Here is a 23,495-nt window from a genome sequence, read left to right as displayed (position 1 = left end):
ACATAACTTTTTAACGCACAATCTCTAATTATGTGGTAAAATCTTTTTGGCTAATTAAATAAAATCCGCACTTCGCGGTAGAGGTTCTAGCTACCCTCTCTAAAAAACTAAGAAATCAGTACAGCTTTCTTAGTTGTACTGTTTTTCTATTTTTAAAGGAGTTTTGACTATGAAAAATATTTAATCAACAAGTTATCAAAAAATAAAAATTCAGACGATAAGGAGATACAAACATGAGAATACTACTTTACTTAATTTCTATTATTGCTGCTAACGTGGTTACAGCTAAATTTGCACCTTTGAATGTAGGTGTATTTATTGTTCCGATGGGAACCTTGTTAATCGGAGCAACTTTTATTTTCCGCGATCTTGTACAAAATCAATATGGACGGAATAAAACATATGTATTTATTGCGATTGCTTTAGTTCTTTCTGCATTAGTCTCGTTTTTGTTAGGTGATACGTTATTAATTGTGCTAGCTTCTGCATTATCCTTTGCAGTAGCAGAAACAACAGACACCGAAATTTATTCGAGACTAAAGCTACCAATGGCTTGGCGTGTATTTTATAGCGGATTAGTTGGGGGCATTCTAGATTCTGCAATATTCGTCGTCATCGGATTAAGTCCACTAGGTGCTGGATTCTTACCATGGGAAGCCGTACCATTTGCCATCGCTGGCCAAGTCATTTTTAAAACAATTATCCAGGGATTGGGAGCTGTTATATTAGGCTTTGTAAACAATCAATCTAACAAGAATGTACTATCAAACTAAATTTCACAATTTGAGGCTGCTTCTAATCGAAGTAGCCTTTTTATCACCTGAAATTACTACTAGATTTTATGAGTTGGTGCTAAATATCACATCTTAAAAGGATAATACCTGTTACAATCATTTTAAGTCTAGGTTTTCTAATACTAGTACTTACTATATATTGAAAAGAGGTCATTATTTTGAAGCTTCCACAATTAAAAATAGGGCATATGATGCCCAAATTACCCATTATCCAAGGTGGTATGGGTGTAGGAATATCACTGAGTGGTCTGGCCACTGCAGTTGCCAAAGCTGGTGGAATTGGGATTATTTCAGGAACTGGAATCACGGTGGAGGAGCTTCGTTCTCATATTAAGACCGCTAAGGATGCCGTGAAGGATGTTGGATACATCGGAGTAAACGTGCTATTTGCGATGAACGACTTTGCAGAAAAAATGAAAATAGCGATTGAAGAAAAAGTGGACTTCATCATATCAGGAGCAGGTATATCACGAGATATGTATTCATGGGGAAAAGAAGCTGGGATTCCAGTAATCTCAATCGTATCAACTGCCAAATTAGCTAAACTATCTGAGCGGCTTGGAGCTTCTGCTATTGTAGTCGAAGGCTTTGAAGCAGGAGGACATTTAGGAACAGATCGCCCGATGTTTGACATTTTGCCTGAAGTAGTGGAAGCGGTCAGCATTCCTGTCATTGCAGCAGGGGGAATAATGACAGGTGAAGATATTGCGAAGGCGATAAAAATGGGGGCATCAGGTGTTCAAATGGGAACGCGATTTGTTGCTAGTGAAGAATGTGATGCGCCATTATCATTTAAGCAAAAATATGTCGAGGCTACGTCAGACGATTTAGTTTTAGTGAAAACGACCGTTGGACTTCAGGGAAGAGCCATCAAAAATAAATTTACCGATTTAATCTCTGGACCTGATAAATTAAGAATTGCCAAATGTCATGATTGCTTAAAAAATTGCTCATACCGCTTTTGTACTTTAGATTCCTTAATGGTATCACTTAAGGGGGACGTTGAGAATGGACTCGTCTTTGCTGGAGCTAGAGTCCATGAAATCAAAGAAATATTACCAGTACAGCAAATTATCGATCGTATTGTTTCGGAATATCACCTGTCTACTAACAATCACGCTTTATAATCTTAATTGATAAAACAAAAAAAGCATTTCAGGGTAGATTGCCTGTAATGCTTTTTTTATATAATTATTTATTAGTTAGTATTTCTTGTACCCGGCCAACCTGTCCATCCGTAAGCCTTACTTTGATCCCGTGTGGATGAAAGCTTGAATTGGTTAGGATATCTTTAACGATTCCATTCGTTAGCTTTCCGCTTCTCTGGTCAGCCTTCAGTACAATTGCCACTGATGTTCCAGGCAAAATATCCTTTCGATTCTGACCGTTCATTATGTACCCATTTTCCTTCTTTGATTACTCACCTTTTTAGTTTGCTGGCTTTGCATTTTTTTCGTTTGTTGTGGGCCACTTCCATTTGATTTTCCTTCTGTAGCCTGATTTTTTTTACTTTCAAGCTTTTGCTTCATCGCTTCTTGCAAGCTTATTTTCTTTTTTGGTTCATTCACTTCTGACATCAAATATTCCTCCAAATCAAGAGTATAGTAATACAAGTATAATCTATTTTTCGACATATATGTTAATTATTAAACTAATTAGTTGAAAAGATTTAATAAAATTGACAATTGAATTCATTCTTTGTTATGATTGTCTCGAATTCAAGATAAATAACATAGTGTATTTATTAGATTAGCAAAATTAATGATTTCATAGGTTTTTTATAAAAGTTTAGGTAAAAATATGCCATAGCGAAGTAAACGAAGAGAGGAAGAATACACAAATGAAACACTTTTATCAAAAAGGAACAGACTCAACAAAACCAACGCTGCTTTTATTACATGGGACCGGTGGAAATGAAATGGACCTTATTCCACTTGCATCAAAAATAGATGAGGATTGTTCCATTTTAAGTATTCGCGGGAATGTCCTAGAAAATGGTATGCCGCGTTTTTTCAAAAGATTAGCAGAAGGGGTATTCGATGAAGCTGATCTTGTATTTAGAACGAAGGAATTGTATGAATTTCTAGATGAGGCAGCGAAAAAATATGATTTTGACCGTAGTAATATCGTAGCCCTTGGTTATTCAAATGGAGCGAATATTGCAGGGAGTTTATTATTTCATTATCAAAATGCTTTACGAGGTGCGATGCTTCTTCATCCAATGGTTCCTAGACGAGGAGTAGAAATGCCCGATTTAACAAACATTCCAGTCTATATTTCAGCAGGGGCCAACGATCCAATTTGTCCGCCAGAGGAAACGAAGGAGCTTCATACTATACTAGAATCTGCCCATGCTGATGTTCAAGTGCATTGGGAGAACTATGGTCACCAATTAACCTATTCTGAGCTAGAGGCAGCAAGAGTTTGGTATCAAAAGAATCTGTCTTAATTAGGGGATCTGTAGGAGAATTTATGCATTTCGTTGATTACAAATATAAGAACTAATAAAGAAGACAAGGTCTATTAGCCTTGTCTTCTTAAAGTTCTATTCTAGAAGGGGAGGATAGCAGTCTTTTACCATTGGGGGATGGCTTAGACTTTTATTAAACCAATAGGAGGGACTATTGGGATTAATTAAGATTAATGTTTTGCATACACTTTTGTAGGTGTTGAATGCCAACGTTTAAAAAACTGTTTGAATACTAGCGCTGGGCCACCTAGAGTAAATAAATAACGCATCTCAATGACTTGTTTCATCAATGCAGCAAATGCTCCCTTAATTGTGAGCTTTCCAATCTTTCCAACGGCTGCACGGTCACCAATCGATGCCACAGAGCCCTTATGATGGTACTCAAACGATTTTAATTGTTGACCACGAATGGCTGATACTATATTATCTCCGCACGTAAGCGCTTGTTGAATTGCGATTTGAGCGGTAGGGGGATATGGTGTTTTTTCATCTTTCATAAACATGGAGGAATCACCGATACAAAATACATTTTTGAAACCTGGTACCCGAAGGTCTTTATCCACTATAATTCTACTTTGAATTGTCGGAACTCCCATTTTATCAATTAGATCATTACCCTTTACACCACAAGACCAGATTAGGGTTCGAGTTGGAATATCTTCGCCATTATCTATTCTGATTTGAACACCGTTATATTCTTTTATTTTAGTAGAGGTAAGGATTTCTACCCCTTCCTGCTTAAGTAATTCTGTTGAATAATCAATTGCTTCTTTTTCAAAACCCGGCAAAAGAGTAGGGGAGGCTTCAACACTAATAATTCGTGTTTTTTCATATGGAACCCCAGTTGCTTCACAGAGGGCTGGTAATCCTTCTATCAATTCTCCAATCATCTCAATCCCAGTAAATCCTGCACCAGCTACGGCAAAATTAATTCTGGAAGGATCTTGATCTTCTTTATACGCAACTAATTGTTTTTGTATATGATGGAAGATTTTTTTTGTACTTCGGAAACTACGAATCTCAAATGCATGTTCTTTTATTCCTGGTATCCCGAATGTTTGAACCCCAAAGCCAAGTGATATTAATAGGTAGTCGTATTGTACATCTTCACCAGACTCTAAGCGAACCAATCGGGCATTTAGATCAACAGAAGCAATCTTTCCTTTTTTAAAATCAATTTTATGATGATCGATTAAATCTGCAATATTTAAAGTAATTCGATCATCTGAGGCAGTACCCACACCTGTTTTGTGAAGCTGTGTTGTAATGTAATGATAGTCATGCTTGTTGATTAAAGTAACCTCAGCTTCTCCAGCGTTTAATAGCTTTGCTAACTTTTTACTTGTAATCAAACCTCCGTACCCAGCACCTAAAATTACAACCTTTGGTTTTTTCATTTTCCTTTCTCCTTTCTTGATTTTGTTCCGATGTCGTTTATATTATGTGAAATGATTCACATGATTGTTTTAAAATAAGAATCGGATGAGTTTTATATTGTGAAACATTTCACAAGTTACTATATTTATATAATACGATAATAATATCAATTTCTCAATATGTCTCACATCTAATTTGTGACAATTCTGTAAACAATAGCTGTATAGTGAATACTTTTTATTTTTTTAAAAAAATAGGCAGTTTCTAAAAAATGAAAAAAGCTGACCAGAGAAAGCAGGTCAGCTTTAATGTTGGTCAATCTTAAGAAACTGGAGTCTCTTTTTTTCTCATTGCTTGTGGAATGTAAACACAAAACGGTTCACTTTCCATATAATCACCTGTGACAGCAAAAGTACGAGAACGAGATCCTCCACATACATATCTAAATTCACAGACACCACATTTACCTTTATATAGGTCAGGTTGACGTAGGTCTTTAAATACTTTCGATTCACGGTAAATCGTGCTAAGTGGGGTTTCTCTTATATTCCCACCTTTAATAGGGAGTAGTCCACTTGGGAAAACATCACCTGTATGGGATACAAATGCAAACCCGTTACCATCGTTCACACCACGTGGGGCACGTTTAAGTCCGTCAATCGTTGAAGCCATATCCTTTGTTAACGTATCTTCATAGCGAATATCTTCCAAACTCACTTGATTTTCACGCGCTTTTTGTTGGAATACAACACGTCGATAATGCTGTGCTGCAGTTGTTTTAATATCATATGGTGCTGTTTTGCTTAGTTCATATAACCATCTAAATACCTTTTCGTGTTCAGCAGGGGTGATACACGCATCCATCTGGCCACGACCAGTAGGTACTAGTAGAAATATATACCACATTACGGCTTTTAAATCTTTTACTAGCTCTGCCATTTCTTCAAGATGATCATAATTGTACCTAGAAATAACCGTATTGATTTGAAGAGGCATATTCAATTCATTTAAATAGCGGATTTTCTCTCGCGTTAACTCGAATGAACCAGGTGTACCACGGAAATGGTCATGAATTTCTGGTGTTGGACCATCTAAACTGAATCCCCAGCGAGATAAGCCAACATCCTTGGCACGTTCCATTCTTTCCTTCGTTACATTTGCCGTCGCGCTTGGAGTCATGGACACACGCATTCCTTTTTTCACTGCATAGTCAGCTAATTCAAATAAATCCTCACGCATCATACAATCCCCACCGGTAAAGACGAGCATCGGATTATTCATTTCATAGATTTCATCAATTAGTTTAATACCTTCTTCATGAGTAAGTTCATTTGGATCTTTTGTTAGTTGTGCATCTGCGCGACAATGAACACACTTAAGCTGGCAAGCTCTCGTGACTTCCCAAATAACGATATAAGGGTTTTGATTATAATCCACTATACTATTTCCATGCGGATGTCCTGTTGGATGTCCATGCATTTTCATCACCAAACTTTTCTTGAATTTTTTAAGTTGTTGTTGGCCATTCACTATAAACATACTTCATATATTTATTATAGATTTGAAATTGGCCTTACAGCATGCATAGGTTGTTACAATATTTCAACGAACTTATGAGCAATTGATGAAGTTTTTGTGTGCAGGAGGTAATTTAAGATTCAAATGTAGGATTGTACATGAGAGAAGTTATATTAAAATTACATTACAATTAGATTACAAGACATTGATAGACTAGTTAGCAAAAGGCTTAAAGTCACTACTTCTAGCACAGGTATTTACTTTTTTTCCATTGAAATGTAGGTGGAATACTTTACTAGAAAAGTGTTATATTAACATTCTATCCAATTATTAAACCTATCAATCAAGTTGTCAGACTATTAGTATGGTGATATAGACATCGGAAGAGGGGAACTACTATGAAAAAAAAACTAATAACTTTTGCCGCTGCCGCTGGCTTTTTACTTACCACTTTTAACGGGAATGCTAGTGCCCACGATTTAACCTACAATGTAAAATCCGGAGATACTCTTTGGAAAATTGCCACTGCAAATGGAATTAGCCTATCAGAGCTAAAGGACTGGAATAATTTGTCGACGGATTCTATCCTCGTCAATCAGTCTCTAAGTCTATTACCACCACACACACATACAAATACTTCCACCTACACCGTTAAGTCTGGTGACACCTTAACTGGAATTGCTAGACTATCTGAATTAACAGAAGAAGAATTGAAAACCTTAAACAAATTACGATCAAACCTCGTTTATAGTGGACAAGTCCTCAAAATTGGAACAAGTTCAACTCCTTCAGTTTCACCTCTAGCTGCTATATCTGCAATTAATAAAGTAGATGTAGAGACATCTTCTTCGAAAGTGGATTCTTTAGTTGCCGAGTCAAAAAAGTACATTGGTATCCCTTATGTATGGGGAGGAACAAGCCCATCTGGATTTGATTGTAGCGGCTTCTTAAATTTTGTATTTGTTAAAGTAGGAGTTTCAATACCAAGAACGGTTGCGACCATTTGGAAAGAGACAACAACGGTTGCCAATCCAAATGTAGGTGATATCGTATTCTTTGAAACCTATACATCTGGGCCTTCACACGCTGGAATATACTTAGGAAATAACAAATTTATCCATGCTGGCTCATCGACTGGTGTAACCATTAGCGATCTAAACAGTAGCTACTGGAAAAAACGATACCTAGGTGCAAGAACTCCACTTTAATTCATTAAAGTAGTAGTAAAGCAAAAAACCCGTCATTAACGGGTTTTTTGCTTTATTGTATCCAGTTCCGATTTTACTTCAAACAAATTTCCACTTTCATCCTTTTGTGAGTATTCATCTTTCACTTTTCCATATTCTTCAACCCAATATTGCCGATTGATACTACCGTCTTCATTTGTTTTTTCTAAAACAATTACATCAGAAAAGGTACCAAATGGAACAGTTATAGTATCCGAAAGACTTACAATTTTCCAATCTCCCATCATTTTTCCTATTTCTAAAGGCAAAGTCAGTAATGGTTTATCTTGAAAAGAAGACTCAAGAGAGGCGATGGACGGTATTATATCTTCATAAAATTCAGGCTGCTCATGAACTAGGGTAATTTCCTTGTCAGTAACTCTATATATTCGAAGTACACGAGTTCCACCGTTATCAACAATAGCTGGATAATAATCTCCTTCTCTTTCATATAAGGTTTCTGTATATTGGGCAAATTCATTTCCTATTCCTTTAAACTGCTTTTCGATTGGTTTATTGGGAAAGTAATCAAGTAGGGAGACCGTTTGTTCCTCAACATTAGGCTGAGGTGGGTTTTCCTCATTTTTGGACTTATTTAAATTTATTTCAACACAGCCTACAAGTAAAAGTGAAGTTACCAGAAGTAATAACCACTTTTTCAATACCAACACATCCTTTAATACAATGTTAACTACTATTCCTTCAATTAGACGAAAAACAACTTAACAAGTTTCAAAAAATTCACTTTAATTATTACGAATACCGTAGTAAAATGAGTAGAAACTGGTAAGTGTGCAGCTATGTATTTTTACATATAGAAGGAAGATGACTTTGTGGATGACAATTTCAAGAGTGTTAAACAAAATGAAAAATTCAGCATTTTAAATGGGGTTGCTTCTACAATTGTGGCAAGCACTAGCAATAATTATTTTTCTTTATTTGCAATCAGTGTATTAGGCGCAACAAATTATCAAGTTGGCTTAATTTCATCATTACCCCAATTTATTGGTATGTTTGCGATGATCATTGGATCATTTATTCTTAGTAGATTAGAAGAGAAAAAGAAATTTACCGCTATTTCGATACTTTTTACTAGATTGTTCGTATTTTCAATGGTATTTATTATGTTTGTACCTCCAGAGTATCGAAGCTGGGTTTTTGTCTTGCTAATAGGATTGATGAATTTTCCTGGTTCATTTATGCTTCTTAGCTGGCAATCGCTTATTGGCGACCTTATACCTGACCAGCGTCGAAATAGCTTTTTTAGTGAACGGAACCGCATTCTCACGATTGTAGGGATGATTACCACTTTTCTAATGGGGATCATCCTTCAGCAATTCGATAAAGCGAACCCGTTACCGTACCAGATATTATTCTTTATCGCCTTTGTTTTTGGGATTGTTGAGGTTTACTATTTATTTAAACATGTTGAGCATAAAAAAGAGAAACCTGTAAAACCAATAAAGCAAAAAAGACTAACACTGAAATGGGATGTATTTAAAGATAAACGTTTTGTCATTTTTCTAATTTGTAGTTTATATTTTAATTTCACTTGGCAAATGGCTTGGTCACTTTTTAATATTTACCAAATCAAGTATGCCTATGCAAATGGGCTATGGATTAGTTTATTTACGGTCGCCAACCAAATTTCACAAGTCATCAGTTATAAGTGGTGGGGAAGAATGGCTGACAAGCATGGCAATGCGAAAATGCTCATTTTTGTTTCCTTAGGGATGGCCAGTGCACCGCTATTAACAGTATTGTCTACCAATCTATATTATTTAATTGTTGTGAACGTATTTACAGGCTTATTTGTAGCTGGGACGGTACTCATTCTTTTCAATCAGCTTTTAGAAGTGACAAAAGAAGAAAACCGTAGTAGCTACATTGCAAACTACAATATATTACTAGCCATTATTGGGTTTATTGCCCCGCAATTTGGCGTATTTTTATTAGAAATTTCGAATATTAACATTGCGATGACTACTTCTACTATATTCAGGGCATCAAGTGCGTTCGTTTTTATTTGGCTTTATATTTCCCTAAAAAAGAAATATCCCGCTTCACCACTCATGTTAAATCAGAAGTGATACCGTTAAATCATTTGTATCATAGATTGTCTTTTGATTTTCCATTATAATAGAAGGATAGACGCGGTAATTGGAGGGGAAACAATGAGTCAATGTAATATCGATCACTCACATGAAGATGTTCAGAAAAAATATGAATCACAAAAAGATTTTTTACCAAAAGAATTACTAGAGTTGTTTCATTCATTTTTTACGAAAACTCATACTCAGGAAACACTCAATGAAGTCTTTCATTTACTCAAAAAATATGATTTATCAAACAAAGACGAAAAACTAATACGTAATGAGAAGTTTTTAATAGTTTTAAAATAATGTCAAAAAAGGTTTAGAGCTATATTCTAAGCCTTTTTTCATTTAGATGAGGGGATTTGTCGTGAATAATCTTATCCAAGTTTCCATCAGGTCTTTAGTTGAATATGTTTTTACAAGTGGAAGCATTGACATCCGATTCCGTACAGCTTTATCCATGATTGAGGGAACGAAAGCCCATCAAAAGCTTCAAAGTGCTTATCGTGAGCACGATCTAAAGGAAGTTCCTCTAAAAACTCAACTAGAATGGAACCGTTATCAATATGAGATTGATGGTCGATGCGATGGTATATTATTTGAAGAAAATAAAGTAACAATTGATGAAATAAAATCAACCTCAATGAAACTATCAGCCATTCCAGATAATGGGTATCCTGTTCATTGGGCGCAAGCTATATTTTATGCTTACATTTATTCAAAAAAAGAAGGCTTAGAAACAATCAATGTCCGATTAACTTATTACCAGATTGTTTCAGAAGAAATCAAACGGTTAACCCAATCATTTACAAGTTCCGAATTGGAATCCTTTGTATTTGATACTATCTCGCAGTTTGCTCCATTTGCAGAATTAAAATATGAACATATTCAAAATCGCAATGAAAGTATCAAGCAGCTAGCGTTTCCTTTTGAACAATTTCGTCCAGGGCAACGGAAGCTAGCTGGCGCAGTATATAAAACGATTATCGATAAGAAAAATTTATTTGCTATGGCTCCAACAGGTATTGGTAAAACCATTTCAACATCCTTCCCAGCAATAAAAGCAATGGGAGAAGGACATATTGGGAAAGTCTTCTACTTAACAGCGAAGACGATTACGCGTCAAGCAGCTGAAGAAGCGTTTCAACTTATGAAGCAAAAAGGGCTTTGTTTAAACTCTGTGACCATTACAGCTAAGGATAAGGCCTGTTTTAAAGAGGAAACCATCTGTCAAAAGGATTATTGTGAGTTTGCTAATGGCTATTATGATCGATTAAATGCAGCCTTAATCGATATTTTCCAAAATGAGCAATCGATTGATCGTACAAAAATTGAAAGCTACGCCCGAAAACATACTCTTTGTCCGTTTGAGTTTTCTTTAGACCTATCGTACGTAGCAGACGTTGTCATTTGTGATTACAATTATATTTTCGATCCGAAAGTGTCCTTAAAAAGATTAATTGAAGATCAGAAAAAGGAAACCTGCTTATTAGTAGATGAAGCACATAATTTGGTCGACCGAGCTAGAGAAATGTTTTCGGCGGAAATTTTTAAATCGCCATTTTTAACGTTAAAAAAAGAATATCAAACAAAAAATTCAACATTATCTCGGACGGCGAAGGGGATAAATGATTTCCTCCTAGCAATAAAGAAAGAAATACAAAGTAGTGGTAATCCAATAGTTGAGACCATAGCTAATGAATTACTAGAAGGTCTAGAACAATTTAAGATTGAAGCAGAGATTGAATTATTAAAACAAGCAGGAGGAAAAACAGACGAACTTTTGCTAGAAACTTATTTTTTCGTGCAAAACTTTTTGAGAATACACAAGCTATATGATGATCGATTTACCACCTATGTAGAATTGGAAAAAAGTGAAGTTAGGTTGAAAATCTTTTGTCTGGACCCTTCACACCAATTAAGCAAAATGAGTAAAGGGTATCGTTCGTTCGTCTATTTTTCTGCGACTTTAAGTCCGATTGATTATTATCAAAGTCTTTTAGGCGCGAAGACAGAGGACTACTTGATTAATATACCTTCTCCTTTCAGTAGTGACCAAACGGATTTCCATATAGAACCACTTTCGACAAGATATAAAGATCGTGAACGAACAAAGGACCAGATTGTGAATTTACTTACCTCACTATTAAAGAACAGGACGGGTAACTTTCTCATTTTTTTCCCTTCCTATCAATATATGATGACGGTATATGATGCCTTTCAAGGTGAATTACAGAATATAAACGTCTTGTTACAAGCACAAGGCATGTCTGAGATCGAGAGGGAGGAGTTCCTAGCTACATTTCAGCCTAATACATCCGGAACATTAGTTGGGTTTGCTGTGCTAGGTGGTATTTTTTCAGAAGGGGTTGATTTAAAAGGGGACCGTTTGAATGGCGTCATCATTGTTGGTGTTGGATTACCTCAAATAGGATTAGAACGTGACCTCATTAAAGATTACTTCCAAAAGGTAGGAAAAAACGGTTATGATTACTCCTATGTATATCCAGGAATCAATAAAGTACTCCAAGCTGGAGGACGCCTCATTCGCTCAGAAGAAGATGAAGGTCTTATCGTCCTAATCGACGACCGATTCCTTCAACCCAAATACCAAAAACTATTACCAACCGAATGGAAAGAAAACAAACAAAACCTAAACATTTTCACACACTAAAGCACTGGGGGACTGTCCCCCAGTACGTTAATGCGTTACAGTGATTAGGTAGGGGGATGAGAATGAAAGATTTCCATTGTTGTGCTACTTGTGAGCATTTTAGGGCGTTGAAATCAGTTGGCTCTATGAATTATTTGTGTAGTAGGCTTGGCTTTGAGACGAAACCAAAATTTCAGTTTAACTGTTGGAATCCAAAAGAGAACATAAAACGGCTCATTGAAAAGAATCAACAAAAGTAAGATTAATTTTTTCAAAGATTCAGTTTAAAGTGGTAAAATAAGCTTGTGGCTGATTTTAATAGAGTTGAGGTGTTTTTAAATGACAGTAAAAGTAGGCGTAATTGGCCTTGGGGCCATAGGGGAACGAGTTATACATAAATTTATTCAACACCCAGAAACAGAGGTTGTCGCTGTTTGTGATGTAAATGAAGATAGACTTACTAGTATCCGGGAAAAGTATGATGTTGAAACATTTAAAGATTATCAAGAAATGCTTAAAGATGAATCGATTTCATTAGTTTATTTGGCAGTTCCACCTAAATTTCACCATCGTATTGCACTAGATGTAATGGCTGCGAAGAAGAACTTGTTATGTGAAAAGCCGCTTGCCAACTCCATCCAAGAAGCGAAAGAAATGGTAGCTGCTGCAGAGGAAGCAAAAATAGTAAATGCTATCAACTTCCCAATGGTTTACTCTAATGTGTTTCAGAAGTTTAAAGAACACATTGTAACTGGAAATATTGGACAAGTGAATCGTATTGAAGTTCAGATGCATTTTACAACTTGGCCACGTGCTTGGCAGCAAAACGACTGGATTGCAGGTCGAGAACAAGGTGGATTTATAAGAGAAGTCGGACCACACTATATCCAAATGATGTTAGATGTGTTCGGTGGAGTTCAAAATATCCAATCCTTTGTCGATTATCCAGAGGATCCAACACTTTGTGAAAAAGGTTTTATCTCTAGAATGGAGCTCCAAGACGGAACAACTGTTCTGTTTAGCGGTTTGAGCGGCATTGGTCAAAAAGAACATATTTCCTTCAAGGTATTTGGGGATACAGGAACGATTGATCTTACGAATTGGAGTGTTTTGTCGATTTCTGAAGGGGATTCTACCCCAGCTGTTCTTCCACTGCAAAGGGTTGAAGAGATTGATCTTGTAGGAGAATTAGTGAAAGCCGTGACTGGAAAAGAGGGACATCTAGTTTCATTTAGAGATGGGTATGAAGTACAAAGAGTGCTAGAAAGTTTACTTGGAAATAAATAAGTAAAAAAAGGCTGATTCCTATTCGAATCAGCCCTTTTTATTAGGATTATAACGAATCTTCTAACTCAAACCAATAGTGACACAATGTTTCCATACCTTTATCAAAGTTTTCTAAATGAAAATGTTCATTTGGTGCATGGAAGTTTTCATCTGGTAAACCAAAGCCCATTAGCACAACGGGCTTTTCTAAAATTTGATCAAAGGTTGCCACAATTGGAATCGAACCGCCACCTCGAGTAAAGGAAGTCGGAACGTTATACACCTTTTCGTATGCTCGACCAGCCGCTTGAATGGCAGGATGATCAAATGGAGTCACGAAAGGTGCGCCTTTATCAAACAACGATACTTCCACGGTAACCCCAGAAGGAGTGTGTGCCTTAATATGTGCTTGTAATAATTCTACAATTGTATCCGGATCTTGATCAGGAACTAGACGGCAAGTAATTTTTGCATGTGCCTCTGAAGGAAGGACGGTCTTAATCCCTTCACCCTGGAATCCACCATAAATGCCATTTACTTCAAGAGTTGGGCGCACCCAGGTTCTTTCTAAAGTCGTGTAACCATCCTCACCAAACATTTCTGTGACTCCTAATTGATTGATGAAAGATTCATCTTTTATCCCTAAAGCTAAATAAGCTTCTTTTTCAGCAGGAGTTAACTCTGCCACTTGATCATAAAAGCCTTCGACTGTAATTTGTCCATTTTTATTATGAAAGGAATTGACGATTTCAACTAGGGCATGAATTGGATTTTGAACGGCACCACCGTATAATCCGGAATGAAGGTCACCTTTTGGTCCTTTCACATCAATCTGGACACCACATAATCCTCGTAGCCCATAACAAATCGTCGGTTTTCCTCTTTCCATCATACTGGTATCCGAAATCACAATAATATCAGAGGATAAAAGTTCTTTATTTTCCTCAACAAAAGCCGGAAGATTAGGACTTCCAATTTCTTCTTCGCCTTCAATGAGGAACTTCACATTGATTGGAAGGGTACCCGTTGTTTCAAGAATAGCTTGTAATGCTTTTACATGCATAAAGCCTTGTCCTTTGTCATCGCTCGCGCCACGAGCATAAAGCTTTTCATCACGAATATCCGCTTCAAAAGGTGGGCTTTCCCATAAATGTAAGGGATCAACAGGCTGCACATCATAATGCGCATAAATAAGTACAGTCGGTTTACCTTCCGCTTTTAGCCATTCACCATACACCACAGGATGACCTTTAGTTGGATGCACTTTAATATTTTCCATGCCAATTTGTTCAAGAGCGGTAGCTACCCAATTCGCAGCTTTTTGAACATCTTCTTTATGCTCTGGAAGGGAGCTAATACTTGGAATTGCTAAAAAATCCTTTAACTCAGCTAAATGCTTTTCTCTGTTTTCGGTAAGGTATGTAATAATTGATTGATCCACCTAAAAATCCTCCTTTGTTAATTCACTCATTATACTATTTCTTCAAAGAAGAATAATATTCCTGCCTGTTTTTCTTTAAGACAGTAAAGCGGCGGGGGACTGTCCCCCGCCGCTTTAACGCGTTAAGCAATTTTGGTTAAATCTGAATTTTCTTGAGAACCAGCGCTTTTGATTCCCATGAAGAATCTGATTGTGAAAATAAGACTTGCACAAATAATCAGAACTCCACAAAATGCTCCTATTTGGTCTGAAAATACCCATTCAGGTAAATGTTCAGCCCAACGTCGTGGAACGCTTATTCTTCCTGCGTATAAGAATGAACCACATAATCCGAGGAAGAACGTAAAATATAAAACGATACTAAACAAATCCCAACTGTTTTCTTTTACTTTTCCTTCTTGATGATTGAAGTAGGACATAAATCCAAAAATCATCGTAATAACACCCATTCCCATGTACATATGGAAATGCCCAGGTACCCATTTCGTGTTATGCATAATATGATTTACGACAATGGTAGCATCGATAATAGCAGGAATCGCCCCTGATAGCCAACCAAACATTGATAAGAAGAAGAGTAAGGACCAGAATTTCCACTTAATCCCTGAACGATAAACAATCAATAATGCCCCGTAGGCTGTAACTACCATTACTGGTAAACCATTCGCATAGGAGAATACTTGTCCAACGATTAACATCCATTTTGGTACAGCAAAATCCATCAGTAAGTGATGTGTATAGATCATTAATGTAAATATAGTAGAGAAATTCCATGCTATAAAAAAGACTTTATTCGATTTCCAAGGACGATTGGTTGCTTTTGATAGACCTTCATAAACGGCAATGACCGCCATATAAATAGTACAGTTTGCAAAGATATGACCAAAAGCATAAGTTAAGTGCTTCGCCAATAAAGGGTCTATAACAATGGCAGGATTTAATATGTTAAGAATGGAAGCTATGATGACAACCGCACCAGCTAATATAGCGGTTGAGTTACAGATGACAACCATCGTACTTGCAACAGCGGCAGGTGGTGGACCGTAACCTGTTTTTTTCCCTAAAATATAATCCCAACCAAGTGATTTATGAAGTCCGCCATACACACGAGTTAAATGGTAGGCAACATATCCATATATCACTAAAAAGCCAACACCTAAAAGTAAAATTCCAGATAAGAAAAATAAAGCACCAGCTGGCCCGCCAAATTGTGCGGATTGAGATGGTAATGGATATAAAAATGTCCATCCGTCTGAAAAGTTAAAACCAAAGATTCCAATTAATACGGAAACTACACCAAGTAAAAACATGATGAAATTCGCAACCAAAACTTTAGGATTTAACGGTAGGTATTTAGATAGAAAATACCACATGATTGCTAAACCACCAAGAGAAGCTATCCCAATCATACCTATCCCGTGTGCAGTCATAATTTTATAAAACAATTCTGGTGATATCGAAATCAGTTCTCCCTGATTCAATAACATCATTACACCGAAAACCATCATAAGTAAAATAACAATAGCAGTTGTAATAAGATGCCACATAACAGCTTTTTTAGCTAATGGTTTAATCACGTATTCCATTATTCATTACCCCTTTCGCTGTCTGTTACGATAATCTCTTTCACCATAATGTGGTGACCAACACTACAATATTCCATACAAAGAATTTGATATTTTCCTGGTTTATCAAATGTGTGATAAACAGAATTCGTGTACCCTGGCATTGCCTGAGTTTGAGCAATCAACTGCAAATTCTCATCGTATAAGCCAAAACCATGAGTCACATCCGTGCTCGTAACTCGAAATTCTATCGGTTCACCTACAACAAATTTGTCTTCACTCATGTTCCAAGCAAATTGAATACCTTCCACATCTACCGATTTATAATCTTCGGCAGCAGCTTCGTGGTGATAGGGAAGTCTAGTAAGTGTAACAGCTGATATAATTGCCATTACTGCTAAGATCCCAATAAAATAATATTTTCTAATTTTGTAGCCTTTTTTCTGGATAGGACCGTACTCATTTAAACGTTTAGATTCGCCATACACAAAGGAAAATGCCAATGCGATAAGAAAAACCAAAAATAACGTGACAGTCCAAGCAATTTGTTGATACATTTTATCCCCTCCAACCGTAACTTCTAAAATTTCCAAGGTCCCCCAACCTATGGGAAATTTCTTTACCATTTTACTCCTAACAAAACACAATTACCGTGATTTAAATCATAAAGTGTATTAAAACAGTGCTAAAGGAAGAAAGACACGAAGACACCGAACGATTTACCACTTTAAAGCATCGAGGGACTGTCCCCACACACTTTAAAGCGGTAAAATAATGTAAATTTTCTGAAAGTATATTGACTTTTCACTATGCGCGCGTTACATTTGTGTTAAAATAAACATATAACACTATATAAGCATTACGATAAATAAACGTTATATAAAAGGATGGATATTAATAAAATAGTTATGGACAATTCATTGGAGGTGGAGAGGTTTGAATGAAAAGGTTTCTTCTCAGCAGATAACTGATGATGGTCAATATCAAAGATTTATCGAACGAATTCAAGCAGGAGAAAAGATTGAAGCGGATGATTGGATGCCAGAGGAGTATCGCAAAACTCTAATCAAATTAATTTCGATGCATGGAATTAGTGAAATTATGGGGGCTCTCCCAGAAAAAGAATGGGTACCAAAGGCTCCAACCTTAAGAAGAAAGCTTGGCATTATGGCAAAAGTGCAAGACGAAATGGGGCATGGACAATTACTTCTTCGAGTGGCTGAAGATTTAATGAAGCCCTATGGGAAAAACCGTGAAAATATAATGGAAGATTTATTTTCAGGAGATTTAAAGTTTCATAATGTTTTTCATATGGAAGCTCCAACATGGGGTGATGCTGGTTTAATCGGTTGGTTAGTGGATGGAGCAGCCATCATCTCCCAAACCAATATGTTAGATGCATCGTACGGTCCCTACGCAAGAGCCTTGAAACGGATTTGCGCGGAAGAAGTCTTTCATGCTCAACATGGTGAATCTATCATTATGGCACTTGCGGAGGGCACTCCTGAACAAAGAGCTATGATTCAAGATTCCATCAATCGCTGGTGGGATGCCCTTTTAATGTTTTTCGGTCCAAGTGACGCCTCAACGACGGGTACCTCTAAACAAGATATCACGATTAAATACGGTATTCGTACAAAAACAAACGAAGAGCTTCGCCAGGATTTTTTCACCAAATATATTCCTAGAATGCTTTCACTTGGATTGAAGCTGCCTGATGACACGATGTACTTTGATACGGATCAACAAAAGTGGATCTATCAACAGCCTGACTGGAGTCAATTTAAAGAAATCATCAAAAATAATGGCCCAAAATCGAAGGATCGCTTACGTCTCCGTAAAATTTCATATGAAACGAACGAATGGGTTCGTGATGCCCTAAGCAAAGAAATCTCGTAAACACACGAAAGGAGTAAGGTCTATGGGAAGTGAAGGCTTCTATCAGGAATTTGAAGTATTTAGCAAAAGATCCGATACAGCTCCTATGCAATATCAGTTTTCATTACTAGCGCCAAATGAAGAGATGGCATTGGTAATGGCTCAAGAAAATTTTATGCGCCGCGAACCTGTAGCGGACATTTGGGTAGTCAAACGGTCTAATATCCGAAAAATGACTAGAGAAGAGAAAGAATCCTTATATCGTCTTGACAACAAGGATTATCGAAACACAAAAGGCTATGGCTATTTAAAAAAGAAGTGGCGTCATTATGAGCAAGGGATGTTAGATGAAAAAGAAATTATGTCTTGGGGAGGGAAGCGAAATCATGACCAACACGACTAACGAAATAAACCCTTCTGATAGCAAGAACAGTCCGAATGCCCTACATGAGTTACTTTTCCAATTGGCTGATGACGATTTTATACTAGCTTATCGCGGTTCCGAATGGCTTGGATTAGCGCCATTTATTGAAGAAGATGTCGCCTTTTCTTCTATCAGTCAAGATACCATGGGTCATGCGACGATGTTCTATCAGCTATTAGAAGGTGTTGTTGCAATCAATGCTAATGATTTAGCTCATAGTCGCCCCTTAACCGAAAGACGAAATGCTATTTTATTAGAAAAAGTAAACGGGCCAGGACATTACTTAGTTGAACCACGGTATGACTGGGCTTTTACGGTAGTCAGAAATTACTTTTATGTTACAGCTAAAAAGGTGAAAATGGATGCTCTTAAAAAAGGGAGCTACAAACCTTTGGCAGAAGCGGCTGTAAAAGTAAATCTAGAACTCTATTACCATATCCTCCATTGGAAGACTTGGTTCACTCAGCTGCTAAAAGCGGGTGGGGAAGCACGAACAAGGATGATCGCTGCGATAGAAAAGGTTGCAGAGGATATGGATGGTGTGTTTAATCTCGGCCTTTGTGAAAAAGAAATGGTCGAATCAGGGTTTATTGAAAGTGAGCATAGCCTAAAGCAACAATGGCTACGTTTAATGAATCCTATTTTAGATGAATTGAAAGTGACCCTACCTCCTTTTGCTATGAAAAGCGGAAATGGTCGCGCTGGTGAGCATACGAAGGATTTAGAAGATGCACTATCCACTTTGAAGGAAGTATATGAACTTGACCCTTCGGCCATATGGTAAAGAAAGTTGGTGCAGGAATGTCCAATTCATTGCTTGAAACCAAAATTTTGGAAGCGCTTCAATCGGTAAAAGACCCTGAAATCTCTACCGTTTCAATCATTGAGCTAGGGATGTTAGAAAAAATAGAAATCGACTTGCCAAAGTTAACAGTCTATTTATTACCAACCTTTCTAGGCTGCCCGGCCCTTGAAATCATAAAAGCAAATGTATGTAAGGCTTTTGAAAATTTTAAAGACTTAACAGAGGTTAACGTTGAGTTTCTATTAAGCCCTCCATGGACATCAGACCGAATTACCGAAAATGGACGGAAACAACTGCTAGAATTCGGAATTGCCCCACCACCCCAATTCATAACCGAAACAGGGGAATGGCAGGTCGATTGCCCTTATTGTGGGTCTATCTATACCACACTAGAAAATCTATTTGGACCTACGGCATGCCGTAGCATTTTATACTGCCGAAGCTGCAAGAATCCTTTTGAGGCCATGAAACCCATGGCTAACCTGTAATAAATGATGTCCGGATGCATATAAATAAATCGCTTACAAAATAATCTATTAAAAAATGAATCTAGGAGATGAAGAGATGATTAAAATGATCGCCTTATACAAACACCCTGAAAATAAAGAGGCTTTCGACAAACATTACTATGAAGTTCATGCTCCATTAACTGCAAAAATTCCAGGCTTACGTAAAATGGAAGTGACTAAGGTTATCGGAAGTCCTATGGGTGGAGAAGGAAAGTACTATTTAATGTGTGAAATGTACTATGACGATATGGAATCGTTTAAAGCAGCCATGAAAACACCTGAAGCTAAGGCATCTGGAAAAGATGCAATGTCGTTTGCAGGTGAAATTATTACCCTTATGATCGGCGAGGAAGTAAATGAGTAACACGTTCCAATATATTTTAACCAGTATTGAAGGCCCATTAGCCCATATCCAATTAAATCGGCCTAATGTTTTGAACGCTCTTAATCGGCAAATGGTTACAGAAATCTTAACCGCAATGGAAAAATTCGATCGAAGTCCAGACGTTCATGTCATCCTCTTAAGTGGAGCGGGGCGTGCTTTTGCCGCTGGTGCTGATATTGATGAAATGGCCACCGTTAACTCTACTGATCTAGAACTTCTAAATCAATTCACTGACTGGGATCGAATCGCCTGGATTAAAAAGCCAATTATCGGGGTAGTTCATGGTTTTGCACTTGGTGGTGCATTTGAATTAGCTTTATGCTGCGACCTATTATGGGCGGCAGATGATGCTGAATTTGGCTTTCCTGAAGTGAATCTTGGCATCATGCCTGGTGCAGGTGGAACTCAACGATTAACAAAGCTCGTGGGAAAAACGAAGGCAATGGAATGGCTGTTTACAGGGGCAAGAATTACCGCTAAGGAAGCTGCCCAATTCGGAATCGTCAACAAACTAGTTTCAAAAGAAGTGCTCATGGAAGAAGTAATAAAGTATGCGCTTACTCTTGCAAAACAACCGCCTATATCCATTCGCTACATTAAAGAAGCCGTGCTAAAAGCAGTCGATCATTCATTATATGAAGGCATGCAGTTTGAACGCAAAAACTTTTCGCTTTTATTTTCAACAGAGGATCAAAAGGAAGGGATGAAAGCGTTTATTGAAAAAAGAAAGCCTGATTTTAGAGGGAAGTAAGGGGTGCCTTATGTTTGAGACCGTGAAATATGAAACACGAAATGGAGTCGCATGGCTGACTTTAAATCGTCCTGATAAACTCAATGCTTTTACTAAGCAATTAAACAAAGAATTGGAAAAGGCACTTAAGGAAGCCTCACGAGATTCTGACGTACGTTCCATTGTCATAACAGGAGCAGGTCGAGCTTTTTGTTCGGGACAGGACTTGGCTGACGTTGATGACCAAATGGATCACGGAGATGTCCTACGAAACCACTATAATCCGATGATGAAGGCACTCTCTAAATGTGAGAAACCTGTCATTGCAGCTGTTAATGGTGTTGCTGCAGGTGCTGGTTTTAGTTTAGCACTAGCTTGTGATTTCCGAATAGCCAGTGAGAAAGCCAGTTTCTTACAAGCCTTTATCCATGTTGGCTTAGTACCTGATTCTGGAAATCTCTACTTTTTACCAAGGCTTATTGGACATGCAAAAGCATTGGAGCTTGCAGTCTTAGGTGAAAAAATATTAGCAGATGAAGCACGTAACCTTGGGCTCGTAACAAAGGTGACAACTGTTGATACATTCTTAGAAGAGGTAGGTCAATTTGCCGAGAGATTGGCCAATATGCCAACCAAAGCCATTGGATTAATAAAGAAAAACCTTCATGCAAGCTGGGATGTAAGCTATGACGAATTTCTAGAGCTAGATGCACAGGGGCAGCGGATAGCAGGATTAACAGCTGACCATGCAGAAGGCGTTCAAGCATTTTTAGAAAAAAGAAAACCTCAATTTAAAGGGGTTTAAACTTAAGGAGTGAAGTGGAGTGTCATCTGTAAAAGAGCAAAAATTTGAGACATTAGAAATGAAACGTGATCAATACTGGATGATTATTAATGGAGAACGCGTAGAAAGCTCCACTGGAGAAACGTACATAACCTTTGCTCCAGCTTCAGGAGAGCCTATCGCCACTGTTGCAAAAGCAACAAAGGAGGATGCAGAACGCGCTGTTCAGGCAGCCAGAAACGCGTTTGATCATGGAAAATGGCGTTTATCTCCTGTCAATAAAAGATCAAGAACCTTAAACAAAATCGCTTCTATCATGCGTTCCCGCTTTAATGAATTAGTAGAATTAGAGATTCTTGATACAGGAAAATCACTAGGTGCTGCTCAAGGCCAAGTGATGCAAGCCATCGAGGACTTTGAATTTTATGCCGGTGCGATTGTCAGCCATCGAGGCGCCAATAATAGTATGCCTGGGCAGTTCCAAAACATTACCGAGAAGGAACCAGTAGGTGTATGTGCGCAAATTATCCCTTGGAATTACCCGTTAATGATGGCTGCGTGGAAAATCGCTCCTGCCATCGCTGTTGGTTGCTCTGTCGTTGTAAAACCCGCAACGTTAACACCATTAACGGCAATCGTCCTTGGTGAGATTTGTATCGAAGCGGGTGTTCCAGCAGGTGTAGTCAACATCGTCCCTGGAGCTGGTTCGGAAATTGGCAATTACTTAGTAGAGCATCCCCAAGTGGATAAAGTTGCGTTCACAGGCTCAACTCCAATTGGAAAAAACATTATGGCGCGAGCGTCCGAAACATTAAAAAGAGTCACCTTAGAACTTGGTGGAAAATCACCAAATATCGTCTTTTCTGATGCTGATTTAGATGCAGCAGTAGATGGCTCTTTATTTGGTATTTTCTATAACACAGGTCAATCTTGTGAAGCCCGCTCTCGTCTATACGTACAAGAAGACATATACGAAGCATTTATCGATAAATTCACCGAAAAAACAAAGAAGCTTCAGCTTGGTAACCCATTCGCTAAGGAAACACATGTTGGGGCCATTATTAGCCGCGAACAATTAGAAGTGATTGATGGCTATGTTCAATCTGCAATAGCCGAAGGAGCTTCGATTCTTACAGGTGGTAAAGAAGCTAAGGTTGAAGGTTTTGAAAATGGCTTCTGGTATGAGCCCACTATCATTACGAACGTTCATGATGATATGAAGGTCGTGAAAGAAGAAATCTTCGGTCCAGTTGTGGTCGTATTACCATTTAAGGATGAGAAGGAAGCGATTAAGCGTGCCAACAATAGTGAATACGGATTAGGGTCAGCAATTTGGACGAAGGATTACGCTCGTGCTACACGAGTTTCTAAGCAAATACAAGCTGGTATCGTAATGGTCAATTGTCCGTTCTCCGCCTTCCCTGGTACACCATTCGGCGGCTATAAACAATCAGGATTTGGACGTGAGCTATGTATCGAAACACTTGATTTATATTGTGAGACGAAAAGTGTAATTTCCTATTTCGGAAGCCGTCCATTGAATCCGTTTGGGCTATAAAATTTCAATAAGAGGA

At 37.7% G+C, this 23,495-nt stretch carries 25 protein-coding genes and 1 riboswitch; of the genes, 17 read left to right on the top strand and 8 right to left on the bottom strand.

Annotation, left to right across the window (positions count from 1 at the left end; genetic code table 11):
• Positions 1–74 precede the first annotated feature (74 nt).
• Positions 75–117: riboswitch (PreQ1 riboswitch) on the top strand.
• Positions 118–233: 116 nt separating this feature from the next.
• On the top strand, positions 234–773 hold the full coding sequence (locus LRP83_RS00830; RefSeq protein WP_230494764.1) for a VUT family protein: 540 nt from the start codon (positions 234–236) through the stop codon (positions 771–773).
• Between the two features lie 209 nt (positions 774–982).
• On the top strand, positions 983–1,921 hold the full coding sequence (locus LRP83_RS00825; protein ID WP_230494871.1) for an NAD(P)H-dependent flavin oxidoreductase: 939 nt from the start codon (positions 983–985) through the stop codon (positions 1,919–1,921).
• A 64-nt stretch (positions 1,922–1,985) separates the two neighbouring features.
• Here LRP83_RS00825 and LRP83_RS00820 read toward each other — a convergent pair whose 3' ends face one another.
• Together LRP83_RS00820 and LRP83_RS00815 are read right to left on the bottom strand one after the other, a co-directional pair.
• Complete coding sequence (locus tag LRP83_RS00820) at positions 1,986–2,186, bottom strand: YwbE family protein (protein WP_230494763.1); 201 nt, start codon at positions 2,184–2,186, stop codon at positions 1,986–1,988.
• Positions 2,186–2,371 carry a hypothetical protein gene (locus LRP83_RS00815; protein ID WP_230494762.1) on the bottom strand — a complete coding sequence of 62 codons (186 nt, stop codon included), beginning with the start codon at positions 2,369–2,371 and terminating at the stop codon, positions 2,186–2,188. Before LRP83_RS00815 ends, LRP83_RS00820 begins: the two co-directional genes overlap by 1 nt.
• Positions 2,372–2,634: 263 nt before the next feature.
• Here LRP83_RS00815 and LRP83_RS00810 point away from each other — a divergent pair, with 263 nt between their 5' ends.
• A complete protein-coding gene (locus LRP83_RS00810; protein ID WP_230494761.1) occupies positions 2,635–3,243 on the top strand; it encodes an alpha/beta hydrolase in 609 nt (202 codons plus the stop codon).
• 191 nt (positions 3,244–3,434) lie between these two features.
• Here the strand turns inward: LRP83_RS00810 and LRP83_RS00805 are convergent, their stop codons facing one another.
• Together LRP83_RS00805 and LRP83_RS00800 are read right to left on the bottom strand one after the other, a co-directional pair.
• Positions 3,435–4,661, bottom strand: coding sequence for an NAD(P)/FAD-dependent oxidoreductase (locus tag LRP83_RS00805; protein ID WP_230494760.1), 1,227 nt, complete (start codon positions 4,659–4,661; stop codon positions 3,435–3,437).
• 301 nt (positions 4,662–4,962) lie between these two features.
• Positions 4,963–6,120, bottom strand: a complete 1,158-nt coding sequence (locus tag LRP83_RS00800; RefSeq protein ID WP_230494870.1) for a TIGR04053 family radical SAM/SPASM domain-containing protein — start codon at positions 6,118–6,120, stop codon at positions 4,963–4,965.
• Positions 6,121–6,557: 437 nt separating this feature from the next.
• Between LRP83_RS00800 and LRP83_RS00795 the strand changes: the two genes are divergently transcribed.
• A complete protein-coding gene (locus LRP83_RS00795; RefSeq protein ID WP_230494759.1) occupies positions 6,558–7,367 on the top strand; it encodes a C40 family peptidase in 810 nt (269 codons plus the stop codon).
• Positions 7,368–7,402: 35 nt separating this feature from the next.
• Here the strand turns inward: LRP83_RS00795 and LRP83_RS00790 are convergent, their stop codons facing one another.
• The gene (locus LRP83_RS00790) at positions 7,403–8,047 is read right to left on the bottom strand and encodes a hypothetical protein (RefSeq protein ID WP_230494758.1); all 645 of its coding nucleotides are present in this window, start codon (positions 8,045–8,047) and stop codon (positions 7,403–7,405) included.
• A gap of 171 nt (positions 8,048–8,218) precedes the next feature.
• Here LRP83_RS00790 and LRP83_RS00785 point away from each other — a divergent pair, with 171 nt between their 5' ends.
• From LRP83_RS00785 to LRP83_RS00765, 5 genes are all read left to right on the top strand, one after another.
• Complete coding sequence (locus tag LRP83_RS00785) at positions 8,219–9,475, top strand: MFS transporter (protein WP_230494757.1); 1,257 nt, start codon at positions 8,219–8,221, stop codon at positions 9,473–9,475.
• Between the two features lie 84 nt (positions 9,476–9,559).
• A complete protein-coding gene (locus LRP83_RS00780; protein WP_230494756.1) occupies positions 9,560–9,787 on the top strand; it encodes a group-specific protein in 228 nt (75 codons plus the stop codon).
• 61 nt (positions 9,788–9,848) lie between these two features.
• Positions 9,849–12,155 carry a helicase C-terminal domain-containing protein gene (locus LRP83_RS00775; RefSeq protein ID WP_230494755.1) on the top strand — a complete coding sequence of 769 codons (2,307 nt, stop codon included), beginning with the start codon at positions 9,849–9,851 and terminating at the stop codon, positions 12,153–12,155.
• A 62-nt stretch (positions 12,156–12,217) separates the two neighbouring features.
• Complete coding sequence (locus LRP83_RS00770; RefSeq protein ID WP_230494754.1) at positions 12,218–12,394, top strand: hypothetical protein; 177 nt, start codon at positions 12,218–12,220, stop codon at positions 12,392–12,394.
• 79 nt (positions 12,395–12,473) lie between these two features.
• A complete protein-coding gene (locus LRP83_RS00765) occupies positions 12,474–13,421 on the top strand; it encodes a Gfo/Idh/MocA family protein (protein WP_230494753.1) in 948 nt (315 codons plus the stop codon).
• A 46-nt stretch (positions 13,422–13,467) separates the two neighbouring features.
• Here the strand turns inward: LRP83_RS00765 and LRP83_RS00760 are convergent, their stop codons facing one another.
• The 3 genes from LRP83_RS00760 to LRP83_RS00750 all read right to left on the bottom strand — a co-directional run bounded on the left by LRP83_RS00760 (position 13,468) and on the right by LRP83_RS00750 (position 16,963).
• Entirely contained in the window at positions 13,468–14,841 is a 1,374-nt protein-coding gene (locus tag LRP83_RS00760; RefSeq protein WP_230494752.1) for a dipeptidase, read from the bottom strand.
• A 122-nt stretch (positions 14,842–14,963) separates the two neighbouring features.
• Complete coding sequence (locus LRP83_RS00755; RefSeq protein WP_230494751.1) at positions 14,964–16,427, bottom strand: cbb3-type cytochrome c oxidase subunit I; 1,464 nt, start codon at positions 16,425–16,427, stop codon at positions 14,964–14,966.
• Positions 16,427–16,963 carry a cupredoxin domain-containing protein gene (locus LRP83_RS00750; protein WP_230494750.1) on the bottom strand — a complete coding sequence of 179 codons (537 nt, stop codon included), beginning with the start codon at positions 16,961–16,963 and terminating at the stop codon, positions 16,427–16,429. Before LRP83_RS00750 ends, LRP83_RS00755 begins: the two co-directional genes overlap by 1 nt.
• Before the next feature lie 379 nt (positions 16,964–17,342).
• Between LRP83_RS00750 and paaA the strand changes: the two genes are divergently transcribed.
• From paaA to LRP83_RS00710, 8 genes are all read left to right on the top strand, one after another.
• On the top strand, positions 17,343–18,305 hold the full coding sequence (gene paaA / locus LRP83_RS00745) for a 1,2-phenylacetyl-CoA epoxidase subunit PaaA (protein WP_230494749.1): 963 nt from the start codon (positions 17,343–17,345) through the stop codon (positions 18,303–18,305).
• 22 nt (positions 18,306–18,327) lie between these two features.
• Complete coding sequence (paaB, locus tag LRP83_RS00740; RefSeq protein WP_230494748.1) at positions 18,328–18,687, top strand: 1,2-phenylacetyl-CoA epoxidase subunit PaaB; 360 nt, start codon at positions 18,328–18,330, stop codon at positions 18,685–18,687.
• Positions 18,671–19,492: a 1,2-phenylacetyl-CoA epoxidase subunit PaaC gene (gene paaC, locus LRP83_RS00735; RefSeq protein WP_230494747.1), complete on the top strand. Its 822-nt coding sequence runs from the start codon at positions 18,671–18,673 to the stop codon at positions 19,490–19,492. The genes paaB and paaC overlap by 17 nt, the downstream gene beginning before the upstream one ends.
• Complete coding sequence (gene paaD, locus LRP83_RS00730; protein WP_230494746.1) at positions 19,486–20,001, top strand: 1,2-phenylacetyl-CoA epoxidase subunit PaaD; 516 nt, start codon at positions 19,486–19,488, stop codon at positions 19,999–20,001. Before paaC ends, paaD begins: the two co-directional genes overlap by 7 nt.
• A gap of 76 nt (positions 20,002–20,077) precedes the next feature.
• On the top strand, positions 20,078–20,386 hold the full coding sequence (locus LRP83_RS00725) for an EthD family reductase (RefSeq protein ID WP_230494745.1): 309 nt from the start codon (positions 20,078–20,080) through the stop codon (positions 20,384–20,386).
• Positions 20,379–21,158 carry an enoyl-CoA hydratase/isomerase family protein gene (locus LRP83_RS00720; RefSeq protein WP_230494744.1) on the top strand — a complete coding sequence of 260 codons (780 nt, stop codon included), beginning with the start codon at positions 20,379–20,381 and terminating at the stop codon, positions 21,156–21,158. The genes LRP83_RS00725 and LRP83_RS00720 overlap by 8 nt, the downstream gene beginning before the upstream one ends.
• A 10-nt stretch (positions 21,159–21,168) precedes the next feature.
• Positions 21,169–21,942: an enoyl-CoA hydratase-related protein gene (locus LRP83_RS00715; protein ID WP_230494743.1), complete on the top strand. Its 774-nt coding sequence runs from the start codon at positions 21,169–21,171 to the stop codon at positions 21,940–21,942.
• A gap of 19 nt (positions 21,943–21,961) precedes the next feature.
• On the top strand, positions 21,962–23,479 hold the full coding sequence (locus LRP83_RS00710; protein ID WP_230494742.1) for an aldehyde dehydrogenase family protein: 1,518 nt from the start codon (positions 21,962–21,964) through the stop codon (positions 23,477–23,479).
• Positions 23,480–23,495: the final 16 nt, after the last annotated feature.

The organism is Pseudoneobacillus rhizosphaerae (genome assembly GCF_917563885.1).
GTDB lineage: Bacteria > Bacillota > Bacilli > Bacillales > Cytobacillaceae > Pseudoneobacillus > Pseudoneobacillus rhizosphaerae.
The sequence above is the reverse complement of the archived record's forward strand: the minus strand, read 5'-3'. Positions and strand labels throughout refer to the sequence as shown.

Bases quoted from the DNA above. Each gene is read 5' to 3' on its own strand.
- LRP83_RS00830 (WP_230494764.1), top strand. From the start codon at position 234: ATGAGAATACTACTTTACTTAATTTCTATTATTGCTGCTAACGTGGTT.
- LRP83_RS00825 (WP_230494871.1), top strand. From the start codon at position 983: ATGATGCCCAAATTACCCATTATCCAAGGTGGTATGGGTGTAGGAATA.
- LRP83_RS00820 (WP_230494763.1), bottom strand. From the start codon at position 2,186: ATGAACGGTCAGAATCGAAAGGATATTTTGCCTGGAACATCAGTGGCA.
- LRP83_RS00815 (WP_230494762.1), bottom strand. From the start codon at position 2,371: ATGTCAGAAGTGAATGAACCAAAAAAGAAAATAAGCTTGCAAGAAGCG.
- LRP83_RS00810 (WP_230494761.1), top strand. From the start codon at position 2,635: ATGAAACACTTTTATCAAAAAGGAACAGACTCAACAAAACCAACGCTG.
- LRP83_RS00805 (WP_230494760.1), bottom strand. From the start codon at position 4,661: ATGAAAAAACCAAAGGTTGTAATTTTAGGTGCTGGGTACGGAGGTTTG.
- LRP83_RS00800 (WP_230494870.1), bottom strand. From the start codon at position 6,120: ATGCATGGACATCCAACAGGACATCCGCATGGAAATAGTATAGTGGAT.
- LRP83_RS00795 (WP_230494759.1), top strand. From the start codon at position 6,558: ATGAAAAAAAAACTAATAACTTTTGCCGCTGCCGCTGGCTTTTTACTT.
- LRP83_RS00780 (WP_230494756.1), top strand. From the start codon at position 9,560: ATGAGTCAATGTAATATCGATCACTCACATGAAGATGTTCAGAAAAAA.
- LRP83_RS00770 (WP_230494754.1), top strand. From the start codon at position 12,218: ATGAAAGATTTCCATTGTTGTGCTACTTGTGAGCATTTTAGGGCGTTG.
- LRP83_RS00765 (WP_230494753.1), top strand. From the start codon at position 12,474: ATGACAGTAAAAGTAGGCGTAATTGGCCTTGGGGCCATAGGGGAACGA.
- LRP83_RS00755 (WP_230494751.1), bottom strand. From the start codon at position 16,427: ATGGAATACGTGATTAAACCATTAGCTAAAAAAGCTGTTATGTGGCAT.
- LRP83_RS00750 (WP_230494750.1), bottom strand. From the start codon at position 16,963: ATGTATCAACAAATTGCTTGGACTGTCACGTTATTTTTGGTTTTTCTT.
- paaB (WP_230494748.1), top strand. From the start codon at position 18,328: ATGGGAAGTGAAGGCTTCTATCAGGAATTTGAAGTATTTAGCAAAAGA.
- paaC (WP_230494747.1), top strand. From the start codon at position 18,671: ATGACCAACACGACTAACGAAATAAACCCTTCTGATAGCAAGAACAGT.
- paaD (WP_230494746.1), top strand. From the start codon at position 19,486: ATGGTAAAGAAAGTTGGTGCAGGAATGTCCAATTCATTGCTTGAAACC.
- LRP83_RS00725 (WP_230494745.1), top strand. From the start codon at position 20,078: ATGATTAAAATGATCGCCTTATACAAACACCCTGAAAATAAAGAGGCT.
- LRP83_RS00720 (WP_230494744.1), top strand. From the start codon at position 20,379: ATGAGTAACACGTTCCAATATATTTTAACCAGTATTGAAGGCCCATTA.
- LRP83_RS00715 (WP_230494743.1), top strand. From the start codon at position 21,169: ATGTTTGAGACCGTGAAATATGAAACACGAAATGGAGTCGCATGGCTG.